The sequence below is a fragment of the Bradyrhizobium denitrificans genome, from assembly GCF_013179005.1.
Classification (GTDB): domain Bacteria; phylum Pseudomonadota; class Alphaproteobacteria; order Rhizobiales; family Xanthobacteraceae; genus Bradyrhizobium; species Bradyrhizobium denitrificans.
The window spans coordinates 26796-44700 of sequence record NZ_JABFDP010000036.1 but is presented as its reverse complement, the minus strand read 5'-3'; the positions used below and the strand labels follow the sequence as shown (position 1 = coordinate 44700).

Genomic DNA, 17905 nt, shown 5'->3' with positions numbered 1-17905 from the left:
GGGGCCTTAGTCCGCTGTTTCAGGGCCGCCATAGGCGATGCCGCGAATGATCGCGGCCTGGCCGAATTTCTTGCGCAGCGCGTCCATCGCGCGCTCGGCCGAGGCGGAGCGACGGTCCAGCATGTCGGTGTCCGAGGCCTCGGAGCCTGGACGCAGCGCGCTCACGCCGGCGCCCATCAGCCGGAACGCCGTGCCGTCGGTCTCGCGCGCCAGCATCTCCTTGCACACGGCAAAGATCTTGCCGGCGAGCTGCGTGGGGGCCGCGATCGACTGTGAGCGGGTGCGCTGGCGGAAGTCTGCGGTTTTCAGCTTTAGCGTGATGGTCGCGCCGGCGAGCTGGCTCGCCTTCAGGCGTGCCGACACCTTCTCCGACAGCCGCCACAGCAGTTTTTCGAGCGTTGCATAATCGCGAATGTCGGTCTCGAAGGTGGTTTCGCTCGAGATCGTCTTGGCACCGCGATCGGCCACCACCTTGCGATCGTCGATGCCGCGCGCCAGCCGCCACAGCCTGCGGCCCTCGCCGCCGAACTGCTTCATCAGCTCGATCTCGTCGGCCCGCTGCAGCTCGGCGATGCTGCGAAAACCGTGTTGCGCGAGGCGTTGCTGGGTCGCGGGCCCGACGCCGAAGATGAAGCCGACCGGCTTGTCAGCCAGCATCTGACAGGCCTGCTCCTGGTCCAGCGCGGCGAAGCCGCGGGGCTTGTCGAGGTCGGAGGCGATCTTGGCCAGGAACTTGTTGCAGGACAGTCCGACCGAGACCGTGATGCCGATCGTCTGCTCGACCTCGCGGGCGAACCGCGCCAGCACCTTGGCCGGGATCATGCCGTGGACCCGCTCGGTGCCGGCGAGGTCCAGGAAGGCTTCGTCGATCGACAGCGGCTCGACCAGCGGCGTCAGCGCCTGCATCGCCTGCCGGACCTCGCGACCGACGCGGACATATTTCGCCATGTCCGGGGGAATGACGGCCGCCGCGGGGCACAGCTCTAGCGCCTTGAACATCGGCATCGCCGAGCGCACGCCATAGGTGCGGGCGATGTAGCAGGCTGCCGACACCACCCCACGCTTGCCGCCACCGATGATCACCGGGCGGTCGGCGACGGCGGGATTGTCGCGCTTCTCGACCGTGGCGTAGAACGCGTCACAGTCGATATGCGCCAATGTCAGCGCCGGCAAAGCGTGGTGACGGACCAGGCGCGGCGAACCGCAGGCGGCGCAGCGGCGCGTGCCGAAGTCCAGGTCCGTCAGACAGTCGCGGCAGAAGCAGGTCGGACGGCTGCCCCCGCGCGACGCTCCCTCTGGCGCAGCCGCCGTCACGGCACGTCGCGCTCCCACGGCCGGTCGCCCAATACCTGCCTTGCTGCCATGATATTGGTCGGATGTAACTTGGAGCTGGCGGCAAAAGCCTTTACCGTCTCATCATCGCGCAGCACGAAATCGAGCACGCTGGCCAGGAAGTTCGGGTCGGCCGCCGAGGATCGCAGCGTCTCCGGCCCAATCCCGGTCTCGGCCAGGAACCGGCCGATCCGTTCGGGATCTCCGGCCAGGAAAGACAGCGCCTGAACTGCAACGATTTCAGCGACTTCGCGCGGATTTCGAACTGGCTTTTTCAACGGAGCATTTGCCTTTCCGTTAACTTGTCGTCTCTACTTTGGGCCCATCATGCCCGAGTCTTCGGAATGGGTTCAAGCAAGTGGAAACCATCTCGGGGAAAGATCGAATACCGACTTAACGGCTTAGAACGAATCTGGGGCTAGTTTGAATTAGATGAGTAGCGGTGGACAGGTGTCCGCCGGAGGGCATGCCGGTGTCAGTGATTCGGAGGGGCGGATGGGCAAGACCGTCCTGATCGTGGAGGACAACGAGCTCAACATGAAGCTCTTCCGCGATCTGTTGGAGGCCCACGGATACCAGACATCCGGGACCTCCAGCGGCGTGGAGGCGCTCGACATCGTGCGCCGGACCCGTCCCGATCTGATCCTGATGGACATCCAATTGCCCCAGGTCTCCGGCCTGGAGGTGACGCGCTGGATCAAGGATGATCCCGATCTGCGCGCCATCCCGGTGGTGGCGGTCACGGCTTTTGCCATGAAGGGCGACGAGGAGCGCATCCGCGAGGGTGGCTGCGAAGCCTATCTTTCCAAACCGATCTCGGTCGGAAAATTCATTGAAACGGTACGACGCTTTATCGGCTAGGGAGTTCCTGCAGTGTCCGCGCGCATTCTTGTGGTCGACGACGTCCCGGCCAACGTGAAGCTGTTGGAGGCGCGGCTGTCGGCCGAGTATTTCGACGTGCTGACCGCCTCCAATGGCGCCGAAGCGCTGCAGATCTGCCAGCGCGCCGAATGCGACATCATCCTGCTCGACGTCATGATGCCGGACATGGACGGCTTCGAGGTCTGCCGCCGGCTGAAGTCGAATCCGGCCACGCATTTCATTCCGGTGGTGATGGTGACGGCGCTCGACAGCCCGTCCGACCGCGTCCGCGGGTTGGAGGCGGGCGCCGATGATTTCCTGACCAAGCCGGTGTCCGATGTCGTGCTGATCGCGCGCGTGCGCTCGCTGACGCGGCTCAAGATGATGACCGACGAGCTGCGGATGCGGGCGCTGACCTCGCTCGAGATCGGCGTGCAGGCGCCGGAGCGCAACGCGGTGGCCGACACCGGCAAGGGCGGGCGCATTCTGCTGGTCGACGACCGGCCGTCATCCTATGAGCGGCTCGGGCCGATGCTGGCGGCCGAGCATTCCGTCGATGTCGAGCCCAATCCGTCCGAGGCCGTGTTCAACGCCGCCGAAGGCAATTACGACCTCGTCATCGTCTCGCTCGACCTCGACGATTTCGACGGGCTGAGGCTGTGCAGCCAGCTGCGCTCGCTGGAGCGCACCCGGCACGTGCCGATCCTGGCCATTGCCGAGGCCGAGAACAACACGCGCCTGCTGCGCGGTCTCGAGATCGGCGTCAACGACTATCTGCTGCGGCCGGTCGACAAGAACGAACTGATGGCACGCGCGCGCACCCAGATCCGCAAGCGCCGTTACACGGATCATCTGCGCGACAATGTGCAGAATTCGATCGAAATGGCGATCACCGATGCGCTGACCGGGCTGCACAACCGCCGCTACATGGAGACCCATCTGGCGACGCTGGCGGACCAGGCGGCGAGCCGCGGCAAGCCGCTGGCGCTGATGATGCTCGACATCGACTACTTCAAGGCCATCAACGACACCTACGGCCATGATGCCGGCGATGACGTGCTGCGCGAGTTCGCGATGCGCGTGCGCAAATCGATCCGCGGCATCGATCTCGCCTGCCGCTATGGCGGCGAGGAGTTCGTGATCGTGATGCCCGAGACCGACCTCCACGTCGCTGGCATGGTCGCCGAGCGGCTGCGCCGTTCGGTCGCCAACGAGCCATTCGCTGTGCACAAGGGCGAGAAGCGCATCGAGGTTACGACATCGATCGGCATCTCCACCCTGGAGCAGAAGGGCGAGCCGATCGCCGACGTGATGAAGCGCGCCGACACCGCGCTCTACCGCGCCAAGAACGACGGCCGCAACCGCGCGGTGGCCATCGCCCCGGTGCATCAGCCGCAATTCCTGCCGCAGGCCGCCGGCCGCGGCCGCTGAGGGGCAGGGCGGCGGCTACGGAGAATACGATTGTCGTCCAGCCCTGACCAAGTGCAGCTTCAAATCCCGGTCGGGCGTAGAGGGGATGCTAAGGGGCTTGGTGAGTGCGGCAGGGATGTCGATCTCGCAATGCTCTGGCCCGTCGCGATAGACGAGGGTGTTTCGCGAAATTCGTAATGTGATGTTCGAGCCCCGCAGCGGATCGTCGGACCACCGGTCCAGCGCCGCGATGCTCTCTGGCCCGGCAATCCCCTGGAGCACCTTGACCTCCTCAAGAAGCCACCGGGCTCGTCGCGTCCCGTAGAAAATGAACCAGTGAAGGTTCTGGGACCAAACGTCATCTTGGCCAGCCATTGACCGGATATGTGCGCGCGTGCGCTGAAGCTCGATCGTGCGGTTTCGCACATCGCGACGAACGTTCGGAAGCCATGGCGAAAACAGCAGAACGCCAGGCAGCGCGTAACGCATATTGCCGGTCTTGGTTCGCTGCCACGGCCACGGGCTGTCCCGGCCTGTGTCGGCTGACCGGACGAACAGCACGCCCTTTGTCTTGCGGATGAAGGGCCAGAAATTGCGCGCGGGCGATCTGCGAATGGCCTTGTGGAACTGTACGAGGGCAAGCGTGACCGGTGCCGCTTGAGCCAACGCCTCGATGGCCAGTTCAACGTACTCGCTGTGATCTCGGACGTAGTCCTCCACGAGGCGACGGTTCAAGCTGCGAGGATGCTCGCGATAGGTCCGCATCTGCGCATCATAGGGATCGGCTATTCGATCATGCATCGCTTTCACGTCCGAGGCATACCCATTGGATCACAACGCATATTGCACGATCGCGGACGGTGCGATCCGCCCTTGATCAAATGAAATGAGGTCCCCATTGTTTCGATGTCGGCTCAGAATGAACGAGAGTCCATCAGATCCCCGGTCGACACAGCTGACGCCGCGTTCGGTCGTCATACCGACGGTTGTTATTAGCTCAGACCAACTCGCCTTCAGGGTGCATACCTGCAACATATCGCTTGATGTAGGTTGTTCCTCGTGGTATCGACATGCCATGAGCAACTCGGTGCACATGATCAACCTCGACCACATGACCCGCTTGGGCTGGGCCGTGGGAGGATTGGTGCGCTAGGACGTCAACGACGCGCTCTGTCCACCAGGCCCCGCCGGCATCGGACGGGGCCTTTTTATTTGGCCACGCTCGCTGTCGGCACAACAGCAGGAGCAGCCAATGCCACCTTATCCGATCGACCCCACCGCCGAGAGCGTGCGTGATACTGCGCGGCTCGGCCTCAACATCCCGCCGTCGCAAACCGCGATGGGCATCGCGGTGACGTCGGCGTCCGGCGATGCCTCCACCGCCGCGCCGAACGAGGCCGCGTCGGAGAACAGCGGCGCCGGGCCACCGGGCACGCCGCTCCAGAGCCTGCTCCGCCTGCTCGCAGGAGGCTGGCGCGCGTTCCAAGACAGCCGCCGCCGCGAGCGGTTGCGCGCGAGCCTGTGCGGCCTGAGCGAACGGGAGCTGAAGGATATCGGGCTGACGCCCGGCGACATCGATCACATCGTCGCCTTCCGGGCGTTCGAGACGCGACGCAACGACGCGATGAATCCCTGGCCGTGCCGGAGCGTGATGTAGTTCGGACCGGCGCGCCACGATCGCAGGACGGACGATCTGAGGGGGACGGATGCTGCTCGCGCTCATCCGCCCCCGCAGCAGAGAATGTCTGCCATTTGCGCGCGATGGTCGGCACGAGGCCGTCGCGAGCGTCAGCGAGGCAATCCAGGGTCGCGTGCGGCTCTGGACGGCTTCGCTGCATGCGCAATGACGGCGAAGGAGCAGCGCGTCCCTTGTGCACGTGGCTGGGTCGAAGCCGGTTGTGCGCAGACGTCGGCAGCGTTCGAAACATCAGCCGATGTGCTCATCGGCGCGCGCACGAACTACATGCCTTGATTTCGCGCGATGTCCGTGCTAATTGCAAATCATGATCAACGTCGTGCGCCGCTCCAACCGTAAACATACGACCCGCTGCAGCCGGGCCGTGGGAGGAGTCGTGCGCTAGGTTTTCGACGACACGATCATTCCACCAGGCCCCGCCGGCATCGGACGGGGCCTTTTGTTTGGTCACGCTCCCTGTCGGCACCACACAGCAGGAGCGACCGATGCCACCTCAGACCCACCTCAAGATCGCGCACGACGCCACACGTCGTGGGCTCGATCGTCCCAGCGCTGCGGCGAAGGCCGGGCGCGGCGTTCTGCATGCGCCGCGTCCCGATGCGCCGATCGCTGCGCAGCGCGGGGCAGCGTCGGAGAAGGACGCGGCCGGGCCGCCGGGCGTGGCCGTGCCGGGCTTTTTCGGTTGGCTCGCGCGCCAATGGATCGCGTTTCGGGAGAGCCGCCGACGCCGGATGATGCGACTGCATCTGCGCGACCTGAGCGAGGCGCAGCTCATCGATATCGGGCTGAACCGCGGCGATATCGAGCACATCGCCGCGCACCGCGCTCTGGAGAAACTCAAGGACAGCACGGCGCGTCTGATGATATCGCGCGGCGTGATGTAGCTGCGCGCGCTGGCGCCGGCCGCGCGGGTCGTCGACAGGGTGGATCGGCTTGATCTGCCCTGGCGATGCCGCAACATGTCCCGAGGCACCGTGTATTTGGCTGGCGGGCCGTTGCGAGGCAATGATGGAGTGGAGATGGTGCGTTTCTCGACCATCAGCCGCGAGGAAGCGTAAGGAGGCTATGACGGATGACGCAACATATCGGCATTGTCGGCTGCTCGGCCGAGGGGGCGGCGCTGTGCTATCGCACGATCTGCAAGGAGGGCGCCGACATCCTCGGCCCGCACGCCCATCCCGAGGTGTCGATGCACACGCCGTCGCTGGCGGACTACGTGCTCTGCCTCGACCGCGGCGACCTCGCGGGCGTTGCCGAGCTGATGCTGGTCTCGGCGCGCAAGCTCGCGGCGGCCGGCGCGGATTTTCTCATCTGCCCGGACAATACGATTCATCAGGCGCTGCCGCTCGTGCTGCCGCGCTCACCTCTGCCATGGCTGCACATCGCGGACGAGGTCGCCCGGGAGGCCGCGAGGCGAGGTTACAAGCAGGTCGGCATCACCGGCACGAAATGGCTCGTCGACAGCAATGTCTATCCCGACAGCCTTGCTGCGCGCGGCTTGAGGTTTTCGCGACCGGACGAGGACGATCGCATCACCGCGAACCGCATCATCATGGATGAGCTCGTCTACGGCCGCTTCGCGCCGTCATCCATCGCCGCGTTTCAGGCGATCATCGCGCGGCTTCAAGCGAAAGGCTGCGACGCGGTTGCGCTCGGTTGCACCGAGATTCCGCTGATCATCGACGACACCAACTCGCCCTTGCCGACCTTGGACTCGACCCGGCTGCTCGCGCGCGCAGCGTTGGCACGGGCCGTCACGGGATCGCAATCATCGCATCCGTGATGGATTGTGGCGGTCAAATGCGCCTCGCGACCATGGGCTGATCGAGACATGCCCTGACGCGCTTCAGGTCCGACACGGCCTGGCCCCGCTCAGCCGCGAGCTCAGACAGGCGGGCATCGGCCGCTGAATCGATCTCGATGATACGGCGGAGCATCACCGGAACCGCTCGGCGCTGCAGACGTTTGTCCCGGCCCAAGGAGGAGCCCCGAGATGAAGAAGCTGATGTTTGCTGTTGCGCTGTCGCTGGTTGTTCTGCCGTCCTTTGCCCAGGCCCAGGGCCATATGGGAACGCCGCAGGAGCAAAAGGCCTGCGCGCCCGATGCCAAGCGCTTCTGCCGCAGTCAGCTCGGCGACGATTTCGCGGTCCAGAATTGCCTGACCCAGAACCGGCAGAAGCTGAGCAAGCGTTGCTCGGCCGTGTTCCAAAGCCATGGAATGTAGCGCGCCCCGCCGACTTCGGAGCAGAGCAGATCGCGTCGCGTGAGCCGCAGCGCCCGTCCTGCGCGCGGTGCGACGCTGATGACACGCGGTCTATGCCGCGCGGACCTTGCGCAGGAATTTCTCCAGCTCGTCCTTGAGATGATCGCTCTCGCGCGACAGCGAGTGCGCGGAGGCGAGCACCTGCGAGGACGCGGTCCCGGTGGCGTTGGCGCCCTTGCTGACGTCGCCGATATTGCTGGCGACGCGCGCGGTGCCGCCGGCAACCTCCTGGACGTTGCGCGAGATCTGCCCGGTCGCCGCACCTTGCTGCTCGACTGCGGCAGCGATGCCGGCGGCGATCTCCGAGATCTGCTGGATGGTGCCGCCGATCTGCTTGATCGAGGCGACGGAAGATTGCGTCGCGCTCTGGATGCCTTCGATCTGCTGGCCGATCTCCTCGGTGGCCTTGGCGGTCTGCGATGCCAGCGCCTTGACCTCGGAGGCGACCACGGCGAAGCCGCGGCCGGCGTCGCCGGCCCGCGCCGCCTCGATCGTCGCGTTGAGCGCCAGCAGGTTGGTCTGGGCTGCGATCGAGGTGATGAGCTTCAGCACGTCGCCGATGCGCTCGGCGGTGCGGGAGAGCTCGCTGATGCCGACATCGGTCTGCTCGATCTGGCGCACGGCTTCCTTGGCGATGGTGGTCGATGCCGTGACCTGGCGGCCGATCTCGTTGACGGAGGACGCCATCTGCTCGGCGGCGGAGGCGACCGACTGAACGTTGGACGAGACCTGGGTCGAGGCCGCCGCAGCGCTGGTCGACAGCTGCTGGTTCTGCTCGGCGGTCCTGGTCAGCGTGTTGGCCGAGACCTCCAGCGTTTGCGCATCGGCATGGACCCGGTTGATGATCTGGCCGACCGTGGCTTCGAATTCGTCGGCCATGCGGCGCATCGCCAGGTGTTGCTCCTTCTTGGCCGCGTCGAGATACACCGAGATCGCCAGATCCATGTCGAGCATGGCCGCGCGGGTGATGGCGGCCTGCATCGCGGCCCGCTTCTCGCGCGCCGCCAGGCCACCGAACCAGCCGTCCGACAATTCGGTCTCGATCGCCTTCTGAAGGCCGGTGACGATCAGCGAGTAGCCCGCGATGTACCAGCGCGGCTCGAGCCCCATCCGGTGGTGGGCCTCGCCGATGCGCGTCACCGATTTCACATAGGCGTCGTCGAACGCGGCGGTCGCCAGTGACATCCAGTGGTCGTGCTGGGCCTGCTTCGCATGGCGCACCGCGGCCGGGCTCGAGAACATGGTGGCCAGATGCGGAAACCTGCCGACATGGGCGTAGAACTGGTCGAGCAGGCCGGGCAGCACCTTGCCGATCAGCGGCCGCAGCTCGCGCAGCGCCTCTCGGGTCGCCTGGTCGATGCCGAGGAAGTCGAGACGGGATTGCAGGCTCTGGGAAGCGGTCATGCGAGATCTGCCGGGCGAGGGAGCGACGGGGAGGGGCTCAGCCCGCCAATCTGCATGGGTTTGGTTGATGGTTCCTTGCAACGGAACCGAAATCCCCGGCCCAATCACCAAAATAATACCGTTGCAGCCTTGGCCCGTTACAACCGGTGAGGGCGCGGCAGACAGTAAAAAGCAGACAATGGAAGGCAGGCAATAAAAAACGGGGCCGAAACGGCCCCGTTGAAGTCGCAGCTGACCGCGATCTTACTTGATCTTGGCTTCGCGGAATTCGACATGCTTGCGCGCGACCGGGTCATACTTCTTCTTGACCATCTTCTCGGTCATGGTGCGCGAGTTCTTCTTGGCAACGTAATAGAAGCCGGTGTCGGCCGACGACACGAGCTTGACCTTGATGGTGACCGCTTTGGCCATGTCTTGAACCTCTGGAAACGAATGGGGGTGGGCACCGGCCAAAGAGGGGGGCGCCGTTGGCGGGCAACCTACCCAGCCAGCCCCCAAAGTCAAGGTTGCCGGGCCAGAATCTGTCCCCTCAGGACGCGAAGAACCGGTTTTTTGGCCGTGGCAGGCCCAGATTGTCGCGCAAGGTCGGCCCCTCATACTCCCTGCGGAAGATCCCGCGACGCTGCAGCTCGGGAATCACCTTGTCGACGAAGTCGTCGAGCCCTGCGGGGAGGAACGGGAACATGATATTGAAGCCGTCGGAGCCGCGGCTTTCCAGCCACTCCTGCATCTGGTCGGCGATGGTCGTCGCGGTGCCGACGAAAGCCAGCCCGCCATAGCCGCCGACCCGCTGCGCCAGCTGCCGGACCGTGAGCTTGTCGCGGGCGGCGACGTCGACCAGGCGCTGGCGGCCGCTCTTGGAGGCGTTGGTCTCGGGAATCGGCGGCAGCGGGCCGTCGGGATCGAAACCGGAGGCGTCGGTGCCCAGGATGACCGAGAGCGAGGCGATGGCGCTCTCGTAATGCACCTTGCTGTCGAGCAGCGCGCGCTTCTCCTTGGCTTCCTCGACGCTGTCGCCGACCACGACGAAAGCGCCGGGCAGGATCTTCAGATGTTCGGGGTTGCGGCCGATCTTCTCCATTCGGCCCTTGATGTCGGCATAGAGTGTCTTGCCGTCGGTCAGGCTGCCGCCGCCGGTGAAGACGGCTTCCGCCGTCTCGGCCGCGAGCTGCTTGCCGTCCTCCGAGGCGCCGGCCTGGACGATGACGGGCCAGCCCTGGACGGGGCGGGCGATGTTCAGCGGTCCCCGTACTTTCAGATATTTGCCCTTGTGGTCGAGCACGTGCATCTTCTCGGGTTCGAAGAACAGCCCGCTCTCGACATCACGCACGAAGGCATCGTCGGCGAACGAATCCCACAGGCCGGTGACGACATCGTAGAACTCGCGGGCGCGCTTGTAGCGCTCGGCATGCTCCATGTGGTCGTCGAGACCGAAATTCAGCGCCGCGTCCGGGTTCGACGTCGTCACGATGTTCCAGCCGGCACGGCCGCCCGAGATGTGGTCGAGCGAGGCGAAGCGGCGGGCGACATGATAGGGCTCGTCGAAGGTGGTCGACCCCGTTGCGATCAGGCCGATGTTCTCGGTGACCGCCGACAATGCCGAGAGCAGCGTGAAGGGCTCGAACGAGGTCACGGTGTGGCTGCGCTTCAGCGCATTGATCGGCATGTTCAGCACGGCCAGATGATCGGCCATGAAGAAAGCGTCGAACTTGCCGGCCTCAAGCTTGCGGATCAGCTGCTTCAGATGTGCGAAATTGAAATTGGCGTCCGGCCAGGCGCCGGGATAGCGCCAGGCGCCGGTATGGATCGAGACCGGGCGCATGAAGGCGCCGAGCTTGAGTTGACGAGGGGCCATGGAGTGGGGTCCGCGATGATTGCGCTGAAGAAAATAGATGGGAACTGCGCGACCACACGCCAGTCACGATGCCCAGAACGATTTGCTGATTTGGGCCGGACTGAGAGAACAACCCCCGTCATTGCGAGCGGAAGCGAAGCAATCCAGGGCTGCACGANATTGCGAGCGGAAGCGAAGCAATCCAGGGCTGCACGAGGACTCTGGATTGCTTCGTCGCTGCGCTCCTCGCAATGACGCCAGCCAGCTCTCAGCCGCCCAGCACGTCCTTCTGCATCTTGCCGCCGTAGAAGTGGAAGAACGGTACCGGCGCGTCATGGCGCAATGGGCCGGTGGCGAGGCGGCGGTCGAGCTCGTTGAGCACGTTCTTGGTCATCGGATGCAGATCGGCGAGCGGCTTGGAGCCGAGTTCGACCCAGACCAGCTCGACAAGTTCCGCATCGGCGTGCACCACGCCCTCCACGCGGTGGGTGATGGCGGAGGCGTCGGCGGTGAAGAAGCGGGTGTCGAAGCGCTTGATGCGGCCGGGCGGGGTGATGGCGCGGGCGATCAGATAGAGGCCGGAGGGATCGGGCAGCAGGCCGGCCTCGGCGAACGGCGCCCAGGGACCTTTAAGCTGACCGTCGAGTTTCGGCGCGGAGCGGTCGATCTTGCGGCCGAGGCAGAGACCCGTTTCCTCGCAGGCCTCGCGGATCGCGGCGACGGCAAGCGATTTCGCGCGCGACGCCGTCGTCTGCGGCTTGCCCTTAAACAAATTGGCTTCGAGCTCGGCCGGCATGGGCGCGGCGACAGGGATGCGGTGATCGGTTTTGTCGACGCGGCCGCCGGGGAAGACGAACTTGCCGGGCATGAACACGACCTTGTCGTGGCGCTTGCCGACCAGCACCTTCGGCACTGCGCCGCTGCGATCGACCAGGATCAAGGTCGCCGCGTCGCGCGGCTTGGTGTAGGGATGATGATCCGCTTCCTTCTCGGCGGGCTTGCCCGCCGGTGCGTCCGTCGCCTGTGCCGTCTCGCTCATGTCCTCCCCGCGTGCTTCTTATTGGTTGATCATCTGGTCGTTCAGACCGGCGGAATGCCTTCCACCGGATTGTCGTCGAAGCCGTGCATGCGGAACGCCCATTGCAGCCCGACGACGGCGCCCTTGACCGGTTGCAGCAGCGCGAGCGAGGCGATCAAGGTCACCGGCAGATAGATCGCGAGCTGCAGCGCCACCGGCGGCGCGTAGTTGGTCTCGATCGACAGAGCCAGCGGCACGACGATGTGGCCGACGATGACGATCACGAGATAGGCGGGCAGGTCGTCGGCGCGATGGCCGGAAAAATCCTGGCCGCAGCGATCGCAGGCGTCGGCGACCTTCAGGAAGGCGCGGAACAGTCTGCCCTCGCCGCAGCGGGGGCAGCGGCCGCGCAGGCCGCGCTTCATCGCCGTCCAGACGTCACGCTTCTCGACGGCGCCGGCGTCACGCGTCCAAGTCTGTGGCAAGGCCTGTGGCAATGCGCGGGGCGTTGAACTCATGGCGTCCATGATCTGCCTTTCTTCGATGTGCCGGGCTTGCGTTTTGCGCCTGCCTTTTGGTTTTTCTTGCGGCTTTTTTCCTTGTGCCGCGGACGAGCGTCGGCTTGGGTCGCCTTGGCTTTCGTCTTGGTATTCCTCTTGGCGGTACTCTTGCGCCTGGGGCCTGCGCCACGCGGATGCCGCGACACCAGGACATCGGCCTGTGTCAGCAATTCGAAGCGCAGCGCGCCGGCCACCGGTTGAGCTTCTACCAGACGCACGTCGACGACGTCACCCAGCCGATGCATGGCACCGCTGCGCTGGCCGATCAGCGCATGCCGGGTTTCGTCATAGTCGAAATATTCCGTGCCGAGGGTGCGGATCGGAACCAGGCCGTCGGCGCCGGTGTCGTCGAGCTTGATGAAGAGACCGGCGCGGGTGACGCCGGAGATGCGGCCCTGGAAGGTGGCGCCGACGCGGTCCGCGAGGTGATGCGCGATCAGGCGGTCGGCGGTCTCGCGCTCTGCCTTCATCGCGCGCCGCTCGGTGACCGAGATCTGCGCCGCAACCTCGGCGAGATGATCCGGCGTCTCGCTGTCGGGCAGGGCGCCGTCGCCGAGATTCAGCGCGCGCAACAGGCCGCGATGTACGACGAGGTCGGCATAGCGGCGGATCGGCGAGGTGAAATGGGCGTAGCGGCGCAGATTGAGGCCGAAATGCCCGTAATTGTCCGTGGAGTATTCCGCTTGCGCCTGCGAGCGCAGCACGACCTCGTTGACGAGATGTTCATAGTCCTGGCCCGCGACGAGCGTCAGCACGCGGTTGAACAGCGACGGCCTGAGCGCTCCGCTCTTGGCGAAGGGTACGTCGAGCGTCTTGAGAAATTCCTGCAGCGCATGGATCTTCTCCACCGTCGGCTCGTCGTGCACGCGGTAGATCAAGGGGAGCGCCTTCTTCTCCAGCAGTTCGGCCGCGGCCACGTTGGCCGAGATCATGAACTCCTCGATCAGTCTGTGGGCGTCCAGCCGCTCGGGCACGACGACGCGGTCGACCGTGCCGTCCTTCTTGAGCAGGATCTTGCGCTCGGGAATGTCGAGGTCGAGCGGATCGCGCGCGTCGCGGCCGCGCTTGGCGACCTCGTAGGCCGCGTAGAGCGGCTTCAGGATCGGCTCGAGCAGGGGACCGGTGATGTCGTCCGGCTTGCCGTCGATCGCGGCCTGGGCTTGCGCGTAGGACAGTTTTGCCGCCGAGCGCATCAGCACGCGGTGGAACGAGTGCGAGCGCTTGCGGCCGTCGGCACCGATCACCATGCGCACGGCGAGCGCGCCGCGCGGCTCGCCCGGCACCAGCGAGCACAGATTGTTGGAGATGCGTTCCGGCAGCATCGGCACGACGCGGTCGGGGAAGTACACCGAATTGCCGCGGATCAGCGCGTCGCGATCGAGCGCCGAGCCCGGCCGCACATAGTAGGCGACGTCGGCGATCGCGACATGGACGATGACGCCGCCGGCATTGCTCGGATCGGCATCCGGCTCGGCATGAACCGCGTCGTCGTGATCCTTGGCGTCGGGCGGATCGATGGTGATGAGCGGCAGCTCGCGCCAGTCCTCACGGCCCTTCAGGGTCGCGGGCTGCGCGGCCTCGGCCTCGGCGATCGCCGCGGCCGAGAAGTCCATCGGGATCTCGTGGGCATGGATCGCGATCAGGCTGATCGCCTTCTCGGTCGCGACCGAGCCGAAGCGCTCCTTCACCCGACCTGCGGGCAGGCCATAGCCGCGCCCGCGCAGCAGGTCGACGCTGATGAGGTCGCCGTCCTTGGCGTCCTTGGTGTCATCGGGGGCGATCGAGAGCTCGCGTCCCGCCTGCTTCTTGTCGACCGGGATCAGGCGGCCACCGCCGCCTGGATTGCTTTTGAAGATGCCGAGCACGCGGTTGCGCGCCTGATCGAGCACCTTCAGCACGCGGCCGCGATAGGCGATGCCCTCGGCGTCGTTGATCGGCTCCACGCGAACAAGCGCGCGGTCGCCGACACCGGCCGTCGCGCCGGGCCGCGCATGGCGCGGCGTGTGGATGCGGATGCGCGGCGGCTCGGACTGCTCCGCCTCGTCCCATTCGGCGGGCTTGGCGATCAGCTCGCCATCGCTGTCGCGGCCGGTAATGTCCGCCACCAGCGTCGCCGGCAAGGTCGCAGGCTCGACGATCTTCTTGCGGCCGCTCTTCTTGACGGTGCCGTCGGCGACGAGTTCGCGCAGCAACTGCTTGAGCGCGGCGCGATCGGCGTTCTTCAGGCCGAACGCGCGGGCGATGTCCTTGGTGCCAACCTTGCCCGGATTGGCGCGGATGAAGGCGACGATGGCCTCCCGCGGAGGGAGGCCGATGTCGCTCTTTTTGCTCATTTTCTCATCCGCGGGCCTTGCCGGCGCTCTTCTTGGGCGTCGCCTTGGTCGCAGGCTTGGCCGATGTCTTGGCCGCCTTGGCAACCGGCGCGCGCGCCTTGCTGGTGGACTCTGATTTCGGCTTCGTCGCAGCCTTCTTCGCGACGGCCTTCTTTGCCGGCTTCGGCGAGTCGTCGTCGCCGCCGGCCTTCGGCTTCGCGGCCGCCTTGGCCGGCTTCGCAGCCTTTTTGGCGCCCTTGGCCTTGCCGCCGCCCTTGGCCGCGCGCTCGTCGAGCAGCGCGATCGCCTCGGCGAGCGTGATCGTATCCTTCTCCTTGTCGCCGGGAATGGTGGCGTTGACGCCGCCAGCGGTGACATAGGCGCCGTAGCGGCCGGCCTTCACGGCGACCGGGCCGAGCGAGGGATGATCACCCAGCGCCTTGCCGGGATCGGCGCCGAAGCGCTTGCTCGGGCCCTTCGCGACCTTTTCGGCGATCAGGGTGACCGCGCGGTTGAGGCCGATGTCGAACACCTCGTCGCCGGCCTCCAGGCTCGCATAGGTCTTGTCGTGTTTCACGAACGGCCCGAAGCGGCCGAGGCCCGCGGTGATGGGCAGGCCGGTCTCCGGATGCTTGCCGATCTCGCGCGGCAGCGACAGCAGCTTCAGCGCGAGATCGAGATCGACGTCCGAGGGCTGCGTGCCCTTGGGAATGCCGGCGCGCTTGGGCTTCTCGCCCTCGGCGTAGTCCTTCTGCTCGCCGAGCTGGATGTAGGGGCCAAAGCGGCCGGCCTTGACGGCGACGTCGAGGCCCGAATCCGGGTCCTGGCCGAGAATGCGATCGGCCGCGGCCTCGCTGTCGGCGGCGAGCGGGCGGGTGTAGCGGCATTCCGGATAGTTCGAGCAGCCGACGAAGGCGCCGAACTTGCCGGCCTTGAGGTTGAGCCGTCCGGTGCCGCAGGTCGGGCATTGCCGGACGTCGCCACCATCGGCGCGCGGCGGATAGATGTGCGGCCCCAGCATCTCATCGAGCGCATCGAGCACCTGCGCGACGCGCAGATCCTTGATGTCGTCGACGGCGCCGATGAAGCCGGTCCAGAAATCCTTCAGCACCTGCTGCCAGGCGATCTCGTTGTTGGAGATGCGGTCGAGCTGCTCCTCCAGATCCGCCGTGAAATCGTACTCGACATAGCGGCGGAAGAAGTTCTCCAGGAACGCGATCACAACGCGGCCCTTGTCCTCGCCATGCAGCCGCTTCTTCTCGAGCTTCACATAGCCGCGGGCTTTCAGCACATCGAGGATCGAGGCGTAGGTCGAGGGCCGGCCGATGCCGAGTTCCTCCATGCGCTTGACCAGAGAGGCTTCCGAGAAGCGCGGCGGCGGCTCGGTGAAGTGCTGAGTGACCGCGAGGTTCTGACGCTTCAGCGGCTCGTTCGGGCTCATCTGCGGCAGTCGGCGGCTATCCTCGTCCTCCTCGTCGTCGCGGCCTTCCTGATAGAGCGCGAGGAAGCCGTCGAACTTGACGACCTGGCCGGTGGCGCGCAGTTCCAGCGTGCGACCGCCTGCCTTGGCGATGATGTCGACGGTGGTGCGCTCGAGCTCGGCCGACTCCATCTGGCTGGCGATGGTGCGGGTCCAGATCAGCTCATAGAGCTTGGCCTGGTCGTCATCGAGCCGCTTGCGCAGGTCCGCGGGCTTGCGCGACAAATCGGTCGGGCGGATCGCCTCGTGCGCTTCCTGGGCGTTCTTGGCCTTGGTCTGGTACTGGCGCGGGCTGTCCGGCACATATTTGTTGCCGTAGATCTCGCCGATCACCTTGCGCGCCTGGGTGATCGCCGAGCCGTCGATCTGCACGCCGTCGGTTCGCATATAGGTGATGAGACCGGTGGTCTCGCCGCCGATGTCGATGCCTTCATAGAGACGCTGCGCAATGCGCATCGTGTGCGCCGGCGCGAAGCCGAGCTTGCGGCTCGCCTCCTGCTGCAGCGTCGAGGTGGTGAAGGGCGCCTGCGGATTGCGCCGCGCCGGCTTGGCATCGACGGTGGCGACCGTGTAGCTCGCCGCGTTCAGCGCCTGCTTGAAGTCTTCGGCTTCCGCGCCGGTGCCGATGTCGAGCCGCTGGATCTTCTTGCCGTCGGCGCCGACCAGCCGCGCTTCGAACGTGTCGCCGCGCGGCGTCGCCAGCGTGGCGATCAGCGACCAATATTCGCGCGGAACGAACTTCTCGATCTCGAGCTCGCGATCGCACACAAGGCGCAGTGCCACTGACTGCACGCGCCCGGCCGAGCGCGCGCCCGGCAGCTTGCGCCACAGCACGGGGGAGAGCGTGAAGCCGACGAGGTAATCGAGGGCGCGGCGCGCCATATAGGCGTCGACCAGCGCGCCGTCGATCTGGCGCGGATGCTTCATCGCCTCCGACACGGCCTGCTTGGTGATGGCGTTGAAGACCACGCGCTCGATCTTCTGATCCTTGAGCGCGCGCTTCTCCTTCAACACTTCGAGCACGTGCCAGGAGATCGCCTCTCCCTCACGATCGGGGTCGGTGGCGAGAATCAGTCGGTCTGCATTCTTGAGCGATTTGGCGATGTCGTTGAGTCGGCCGGCAGCCTTGGGGTCGACCTCCCAGATCATCCGGAAATTCTCGTCCGGATCGACCGAACCGTTCTTGGCCGGAAGGTCGCGGACATGACCAAAAGAGGCCAGAACCTCGTAGGAGGAGCCCAGATATTTATTGATCGTCTTGGCCTTTGCAGGCGACTCCACGATGACGATGTTCATGTATTTCCAATGACTTAGTGGAAGGATTGGAGCCGGTTTCGCGGGATTCGCGCACGCTCCCTTGACGCGAACATGGGTGGTGAGGCGGTTCCTGTCAAATCGACCAGTGCCGAAAGTCGATTGCGTTGGCGCCGCGAAGTACCTATCAGGTTGTGAGGAACGCTATTGGAACCGCACTCATTTTGTGTTCGTTTGTCTCAGACAACCCCGATGTTGGATATATTTGTTGGCCAAGGTAGCGGACAGACACGATCCCGACATTGAAGCGACGGTTGAGGATGCCGACGCGGCGGCGGCGCTCGTCGCGGAGGTGACCGCCAGCCTCGCCCAGCTTGCGCAGCGCCATCACCTCGACATGCTCGACTACCTTTTGCGCATGGCGAACCTTGAGGCAGAGGAACATCTGCGGTTGCGCAGTCGTCATAGACTCTGCTGACGC

17 protein-coding genes are annotated in these 17905 nt (G+C 65.4%); 7 read left to right on the top strand and 10 right to left on the bottom strand.

Translation table 11 applies throughout. From position 1 onward, the window contains the following. Window positions 1–6: 6 nt before the first annotated feature. Both HL671_RS32095 and HL671_RS32090 read right to left on the bottom strand, forming a co-directional pair. A complete protein-coding gene (locus tag HL671_RS32095) occupies window positions 7–1314 on the bottom strand; it encodes a DNA polymerase IV (protein WP_012044760.1) in 1308 nt (435 codons plus the stop codon). Continuing rightward, a complete protein-coding gene (locus HL671_RS32090; RefSeq protein WP_012044759.1) occupies window positions 1311–1610 on the bottom strand; it encodes a DUF3572 domain-containing protein in 300 nt (99 codons plus the stop codon). The genes HL671_RS32095 and HL671_RS32090 overlap by 4 nt, the downstream gene beginning before the upstream one ends. Before the next feature lie 217 nt (window positions 1611–1827). Here HL671_RS32090 and HL671_RS32085 point away from each other — a divergent pair, with 217 nt between their 5' ends. Further along, window positions 1828–2193 carry a response regulator gene (locus HL671_RS32085; protein ID WP_012044758.1) on the top strand — a complete coding sequence of 122 codons (366 nt, stop codon included), beginning with the start codon at window positions 1828–1830 and terminating at the stop codon, window positions 2191–2193. 12 nt (window positions 2194–2205) lie between these two features. After that, window positions 2206–3624 (top strand): PleD family two-component system response regulator, encoded by a 1419-nt coding sequence (locus HL671_RS32080; RefSeq protein ID WP_041750821.1) that lies wholly within the window; start codon window positions 2206–2208, stop codon window positions 3622–3624. A 15-nt stretch (window positions 3625–3639) separates the two neighbouring features. On the opposite strand, the gene HL671_RS32075 is transcribed toward HL671_RS32080, so the two are convergent. Then, window positions 3640–4368, bottom strand: a complete 729-nt coding sequence (locus tag HL671_RS32075) for a hypothetical protein (RefSeq protein ID WP_172242062.1) — start codon at window positions 4366–4368, stop codon at window positions 3640–3642. A gap of 487 nt (window positions 4369–4855) precedes the next feature. On the opposite strand from HL671_RS32075, the gene HL671_RS32070 reads away from it, so the two are divergent. The 4 genes from HL671_RS32070 to HL671_RS32055 all read left to right on the top strand — a co-directional run bounded on the left by HL671_RS32070 (window position 4856) and on the right by HL671_RS32055 (window position 7523). Next, entirely contained in the window at window positions 4856–5260 is a 405-nt protein-coding gene (locus tag HL671_RS32070) for a DUF1127 domain-containing protein (protein ID WP_172242059.1), read from the top strand. Between the two features lie 524 nt (window positions 5261–5784). Further along, complete coding sequence (locus HL671_RS32065) at window positions 5785–6183, top strand: YjiS-like domain-containing protein (RefSeq protein WP_012044753.1); 399 nt, start codon at window positions 5785–5787, stop codon at window positions 6181–6183. A gap of 188 nt (window positions 6184–6371) precedes the next feature. After that, window positions 6372–7082, top strand: coding sequence for an aspartate/glutamate racemase family protein (locus tag HL671_RS32060; RefSeq protein WP_012044752.1), 711 nt, complete (start codon window positions 6372–6374; stop codon window positions 7080–7082). A gap of 210 nt (window positions 7083–7292) precedes the next feature. Next, window positions 7293–7523, top strand: coding sequence for a hypothetical protein (locus HL671_RS32055; RefSeq protein WP_012044751.1), 231 nt, complete (start codon window positions 7293–7295; stop codon window positions 7521–7523). A gap of 90 nt (window positions 7524–7613) precedes the next feature. On the opposite strand, the gene HL671_RS32050 is transcribed toward HL671_RS32055, so the two are convergent. From HL671_RS32050 to topA, 7 genes are all read right to left on the bottom strand, one after another. Further along, on the bottom strand, window positions 7614–8966 hold the full coding sequence (locus HL671_RS32050; protein WP_012044750.1) for a globin-coupled sensor protein: 1353 nt from the start codon (window positions 8964–8966) through the stop codon (window positions 7614–7616). Between the two features lie 243 nt (window positions 8967–9209). Further along, a complete protein-coding gene (rpmG, locus tag HL671_RS32045) occupies window positions 9210–9377 on the bottom strand; it encodes a 50S ribosomal protein L33 (protein WP_008960778.1) in 168 nt (55 codons plus the stop codon). Between the two features lie 118 nt (window positions 9378–9495). Further along, entirely contained in the window at window positions 9496–10821 is a 1326-nt protein-coding gene (locus tag HL671_RS32040; protein WP_012044749.1) for an LLM class flavin-dependent oxidoreductase, read from the bottom strand. A 247-nt stretch (window positions 10822–11068) separates the two neighbouring features. Continuing rightward, window positions 11069–11839, bottom strand: a complete 771-nt coding sequence (locus HL671_RS32035; RefSeq protein ID WP_012044748.1) for an NUDIX hydrolase — start codon at window positions 11837–11839, stop codon at window positions 11069–11071. Between the two features lie 41 nt (window positions 11840–11880). After that, on the bottom strand, window positions 11881–12336 hold the full coding sequence (locus HL671_RS32030; protein ID WP_012044747.1) for a DUF983 domain-containing protein: 456 nt from the start codon (window positions 12334–12336) through the stop codon (window positions 11881–11883). After that, on the bottom strand, window positions 12333–14711 hold the full coding sequence (gene rnr / locus HL671_RS32025) for a ribonuclease R (protein ID WP_172242056.1): 2379 nt from the start codon (window positions 14709–14711) through the stop codon (window positions 12333–12335). Before rnr ends, HL671_RS32030 begins: the two co-directional genes overlap by 4 nt. 4 nt (window positions 14712–14715) lie before the next feature. Beyond that, complete coding sequence (gene topA, locus HL671_RS32020) at window positions 14716–17466, bottom strand: type I DNA topoisomerase (protein ID WP_012044745.1); 2751 nt, start codon at window positions 17464–17466, stop codon at window positions 14716–14718. 226 nt (window positions 17467–17692) lie between these two features. Between topA and HL671_RS32015 the strand changes: the two genes are divergently transcribed. Next, window positions 17693–17902 (top strand): hypothetical protein, encoded by a 210-nt coding sequence (locus HL671_RS32015; protein ID WP_049795504.1) that lies wholly within the window; start codon window positions 17693–17695, stop codon window positions 17900–17902. Window positions 17903–17905: the final 3 nt, after the last annotated feature.

What these genes read in the sequence shown, in the direction of transcription:
- HL671_RS32085 (WP_012044758.1), top strand. Translation starts at nt 1,828, where the DNA reads ATGGGCAAGACCGTCCTGATCGTGGAGGACAACGAGCTCAACATGAAG.
- HL671_RS32075 (WP_172242062.1), bottom strand. Translation starts at nt 4,368, where the DNA reads ATGCGGACCTATCGCGAGCATCCTCGCAGCTTGAACCGTCGCCTCGTG.
- HL671_RS32070 (WP_172242059.1), top strand. Translation starts at nt 4,856, where the DNA reads ATGCCACCTTATCCGATCGACCCCACCGCCGAGAGCGTGCGTGATACT.
- HL671_RS32065 (WP_012044753.1), top strand. Translation starts at nt 5,785, where the DNA reads ATGCCACCTCAGACCCACCTCAAGATCGCGCACGACGCCACACGTCGT.
- HL671_RS32060 (WP_012044752.1), top strand. Translation starts at nt 6,372, where the DNA reads ATGACGCAACATATCGGCATTGTCGGCTGCTCGGCCGAGGGGGCGGCG.
- HL671_RS32055 (WP_012044751.1), top strand. Translation starts at nt 7,293, where the DNA reads ATGAAGAAGCTGATGTTTGCTGTTGCGCTGTCGCTGGTTGTTCTGCCG.
- HL671_RS32050 (WP_012044750.1), bottom strand. Translation starts at nt 8,966, where the DNA reads ATGACCGCTTCCCAGAGCCTGCAATCCCGTCTCGACTTCCTCGGCATC.
- rpmG (WP_008960778.1), bottom strand. Translation starts at nt 9,377, where the DNA reads ATGGCCAAAGCGGTCACCATCAAGGTCAAGCTCGTGTCGTCGGCCGAC.
- HL671_RS32040 (WP_012044749.1), bottom strand. Translation starts at nt 10,821, where the DNA reads ATGGCCCCTCGTCAACTCAAGCTCGGCGCCTTCATGCGCCCGGTCTCG.
- HL671_RS32035 (WP_012044748.1), bottom strand. Translation starts at nt 11,839, where the DNA reads ATGAGCGAGACGGCACAGGCGACGGACGCACCGGCGGGCAAGCCCGCC.
- HL671_RS32030 (WP_012044747.1), bottom strand. Translation starts at nt 12,336, where the DNA reads ATGAGTTCAACGCCCCGCGCATTGCCACAGGCCTTGCCACAGACTTGG.
- rnr (WP_172242056.1), bottom strand. Translation starts at nt 14,711, where the DNA reads ATGAGCAAAAAGAGCGACATCGGCCTCCCTCCGCGGGAGGCCATCGTC.
- topA (WP_012044745.1), bottom strand. Translation starts at nt 17,466, where the DNA reads ATGAACATCGTCATCGTGGAGTCGCCTGCAAAGGCCAAGACGATCAAT.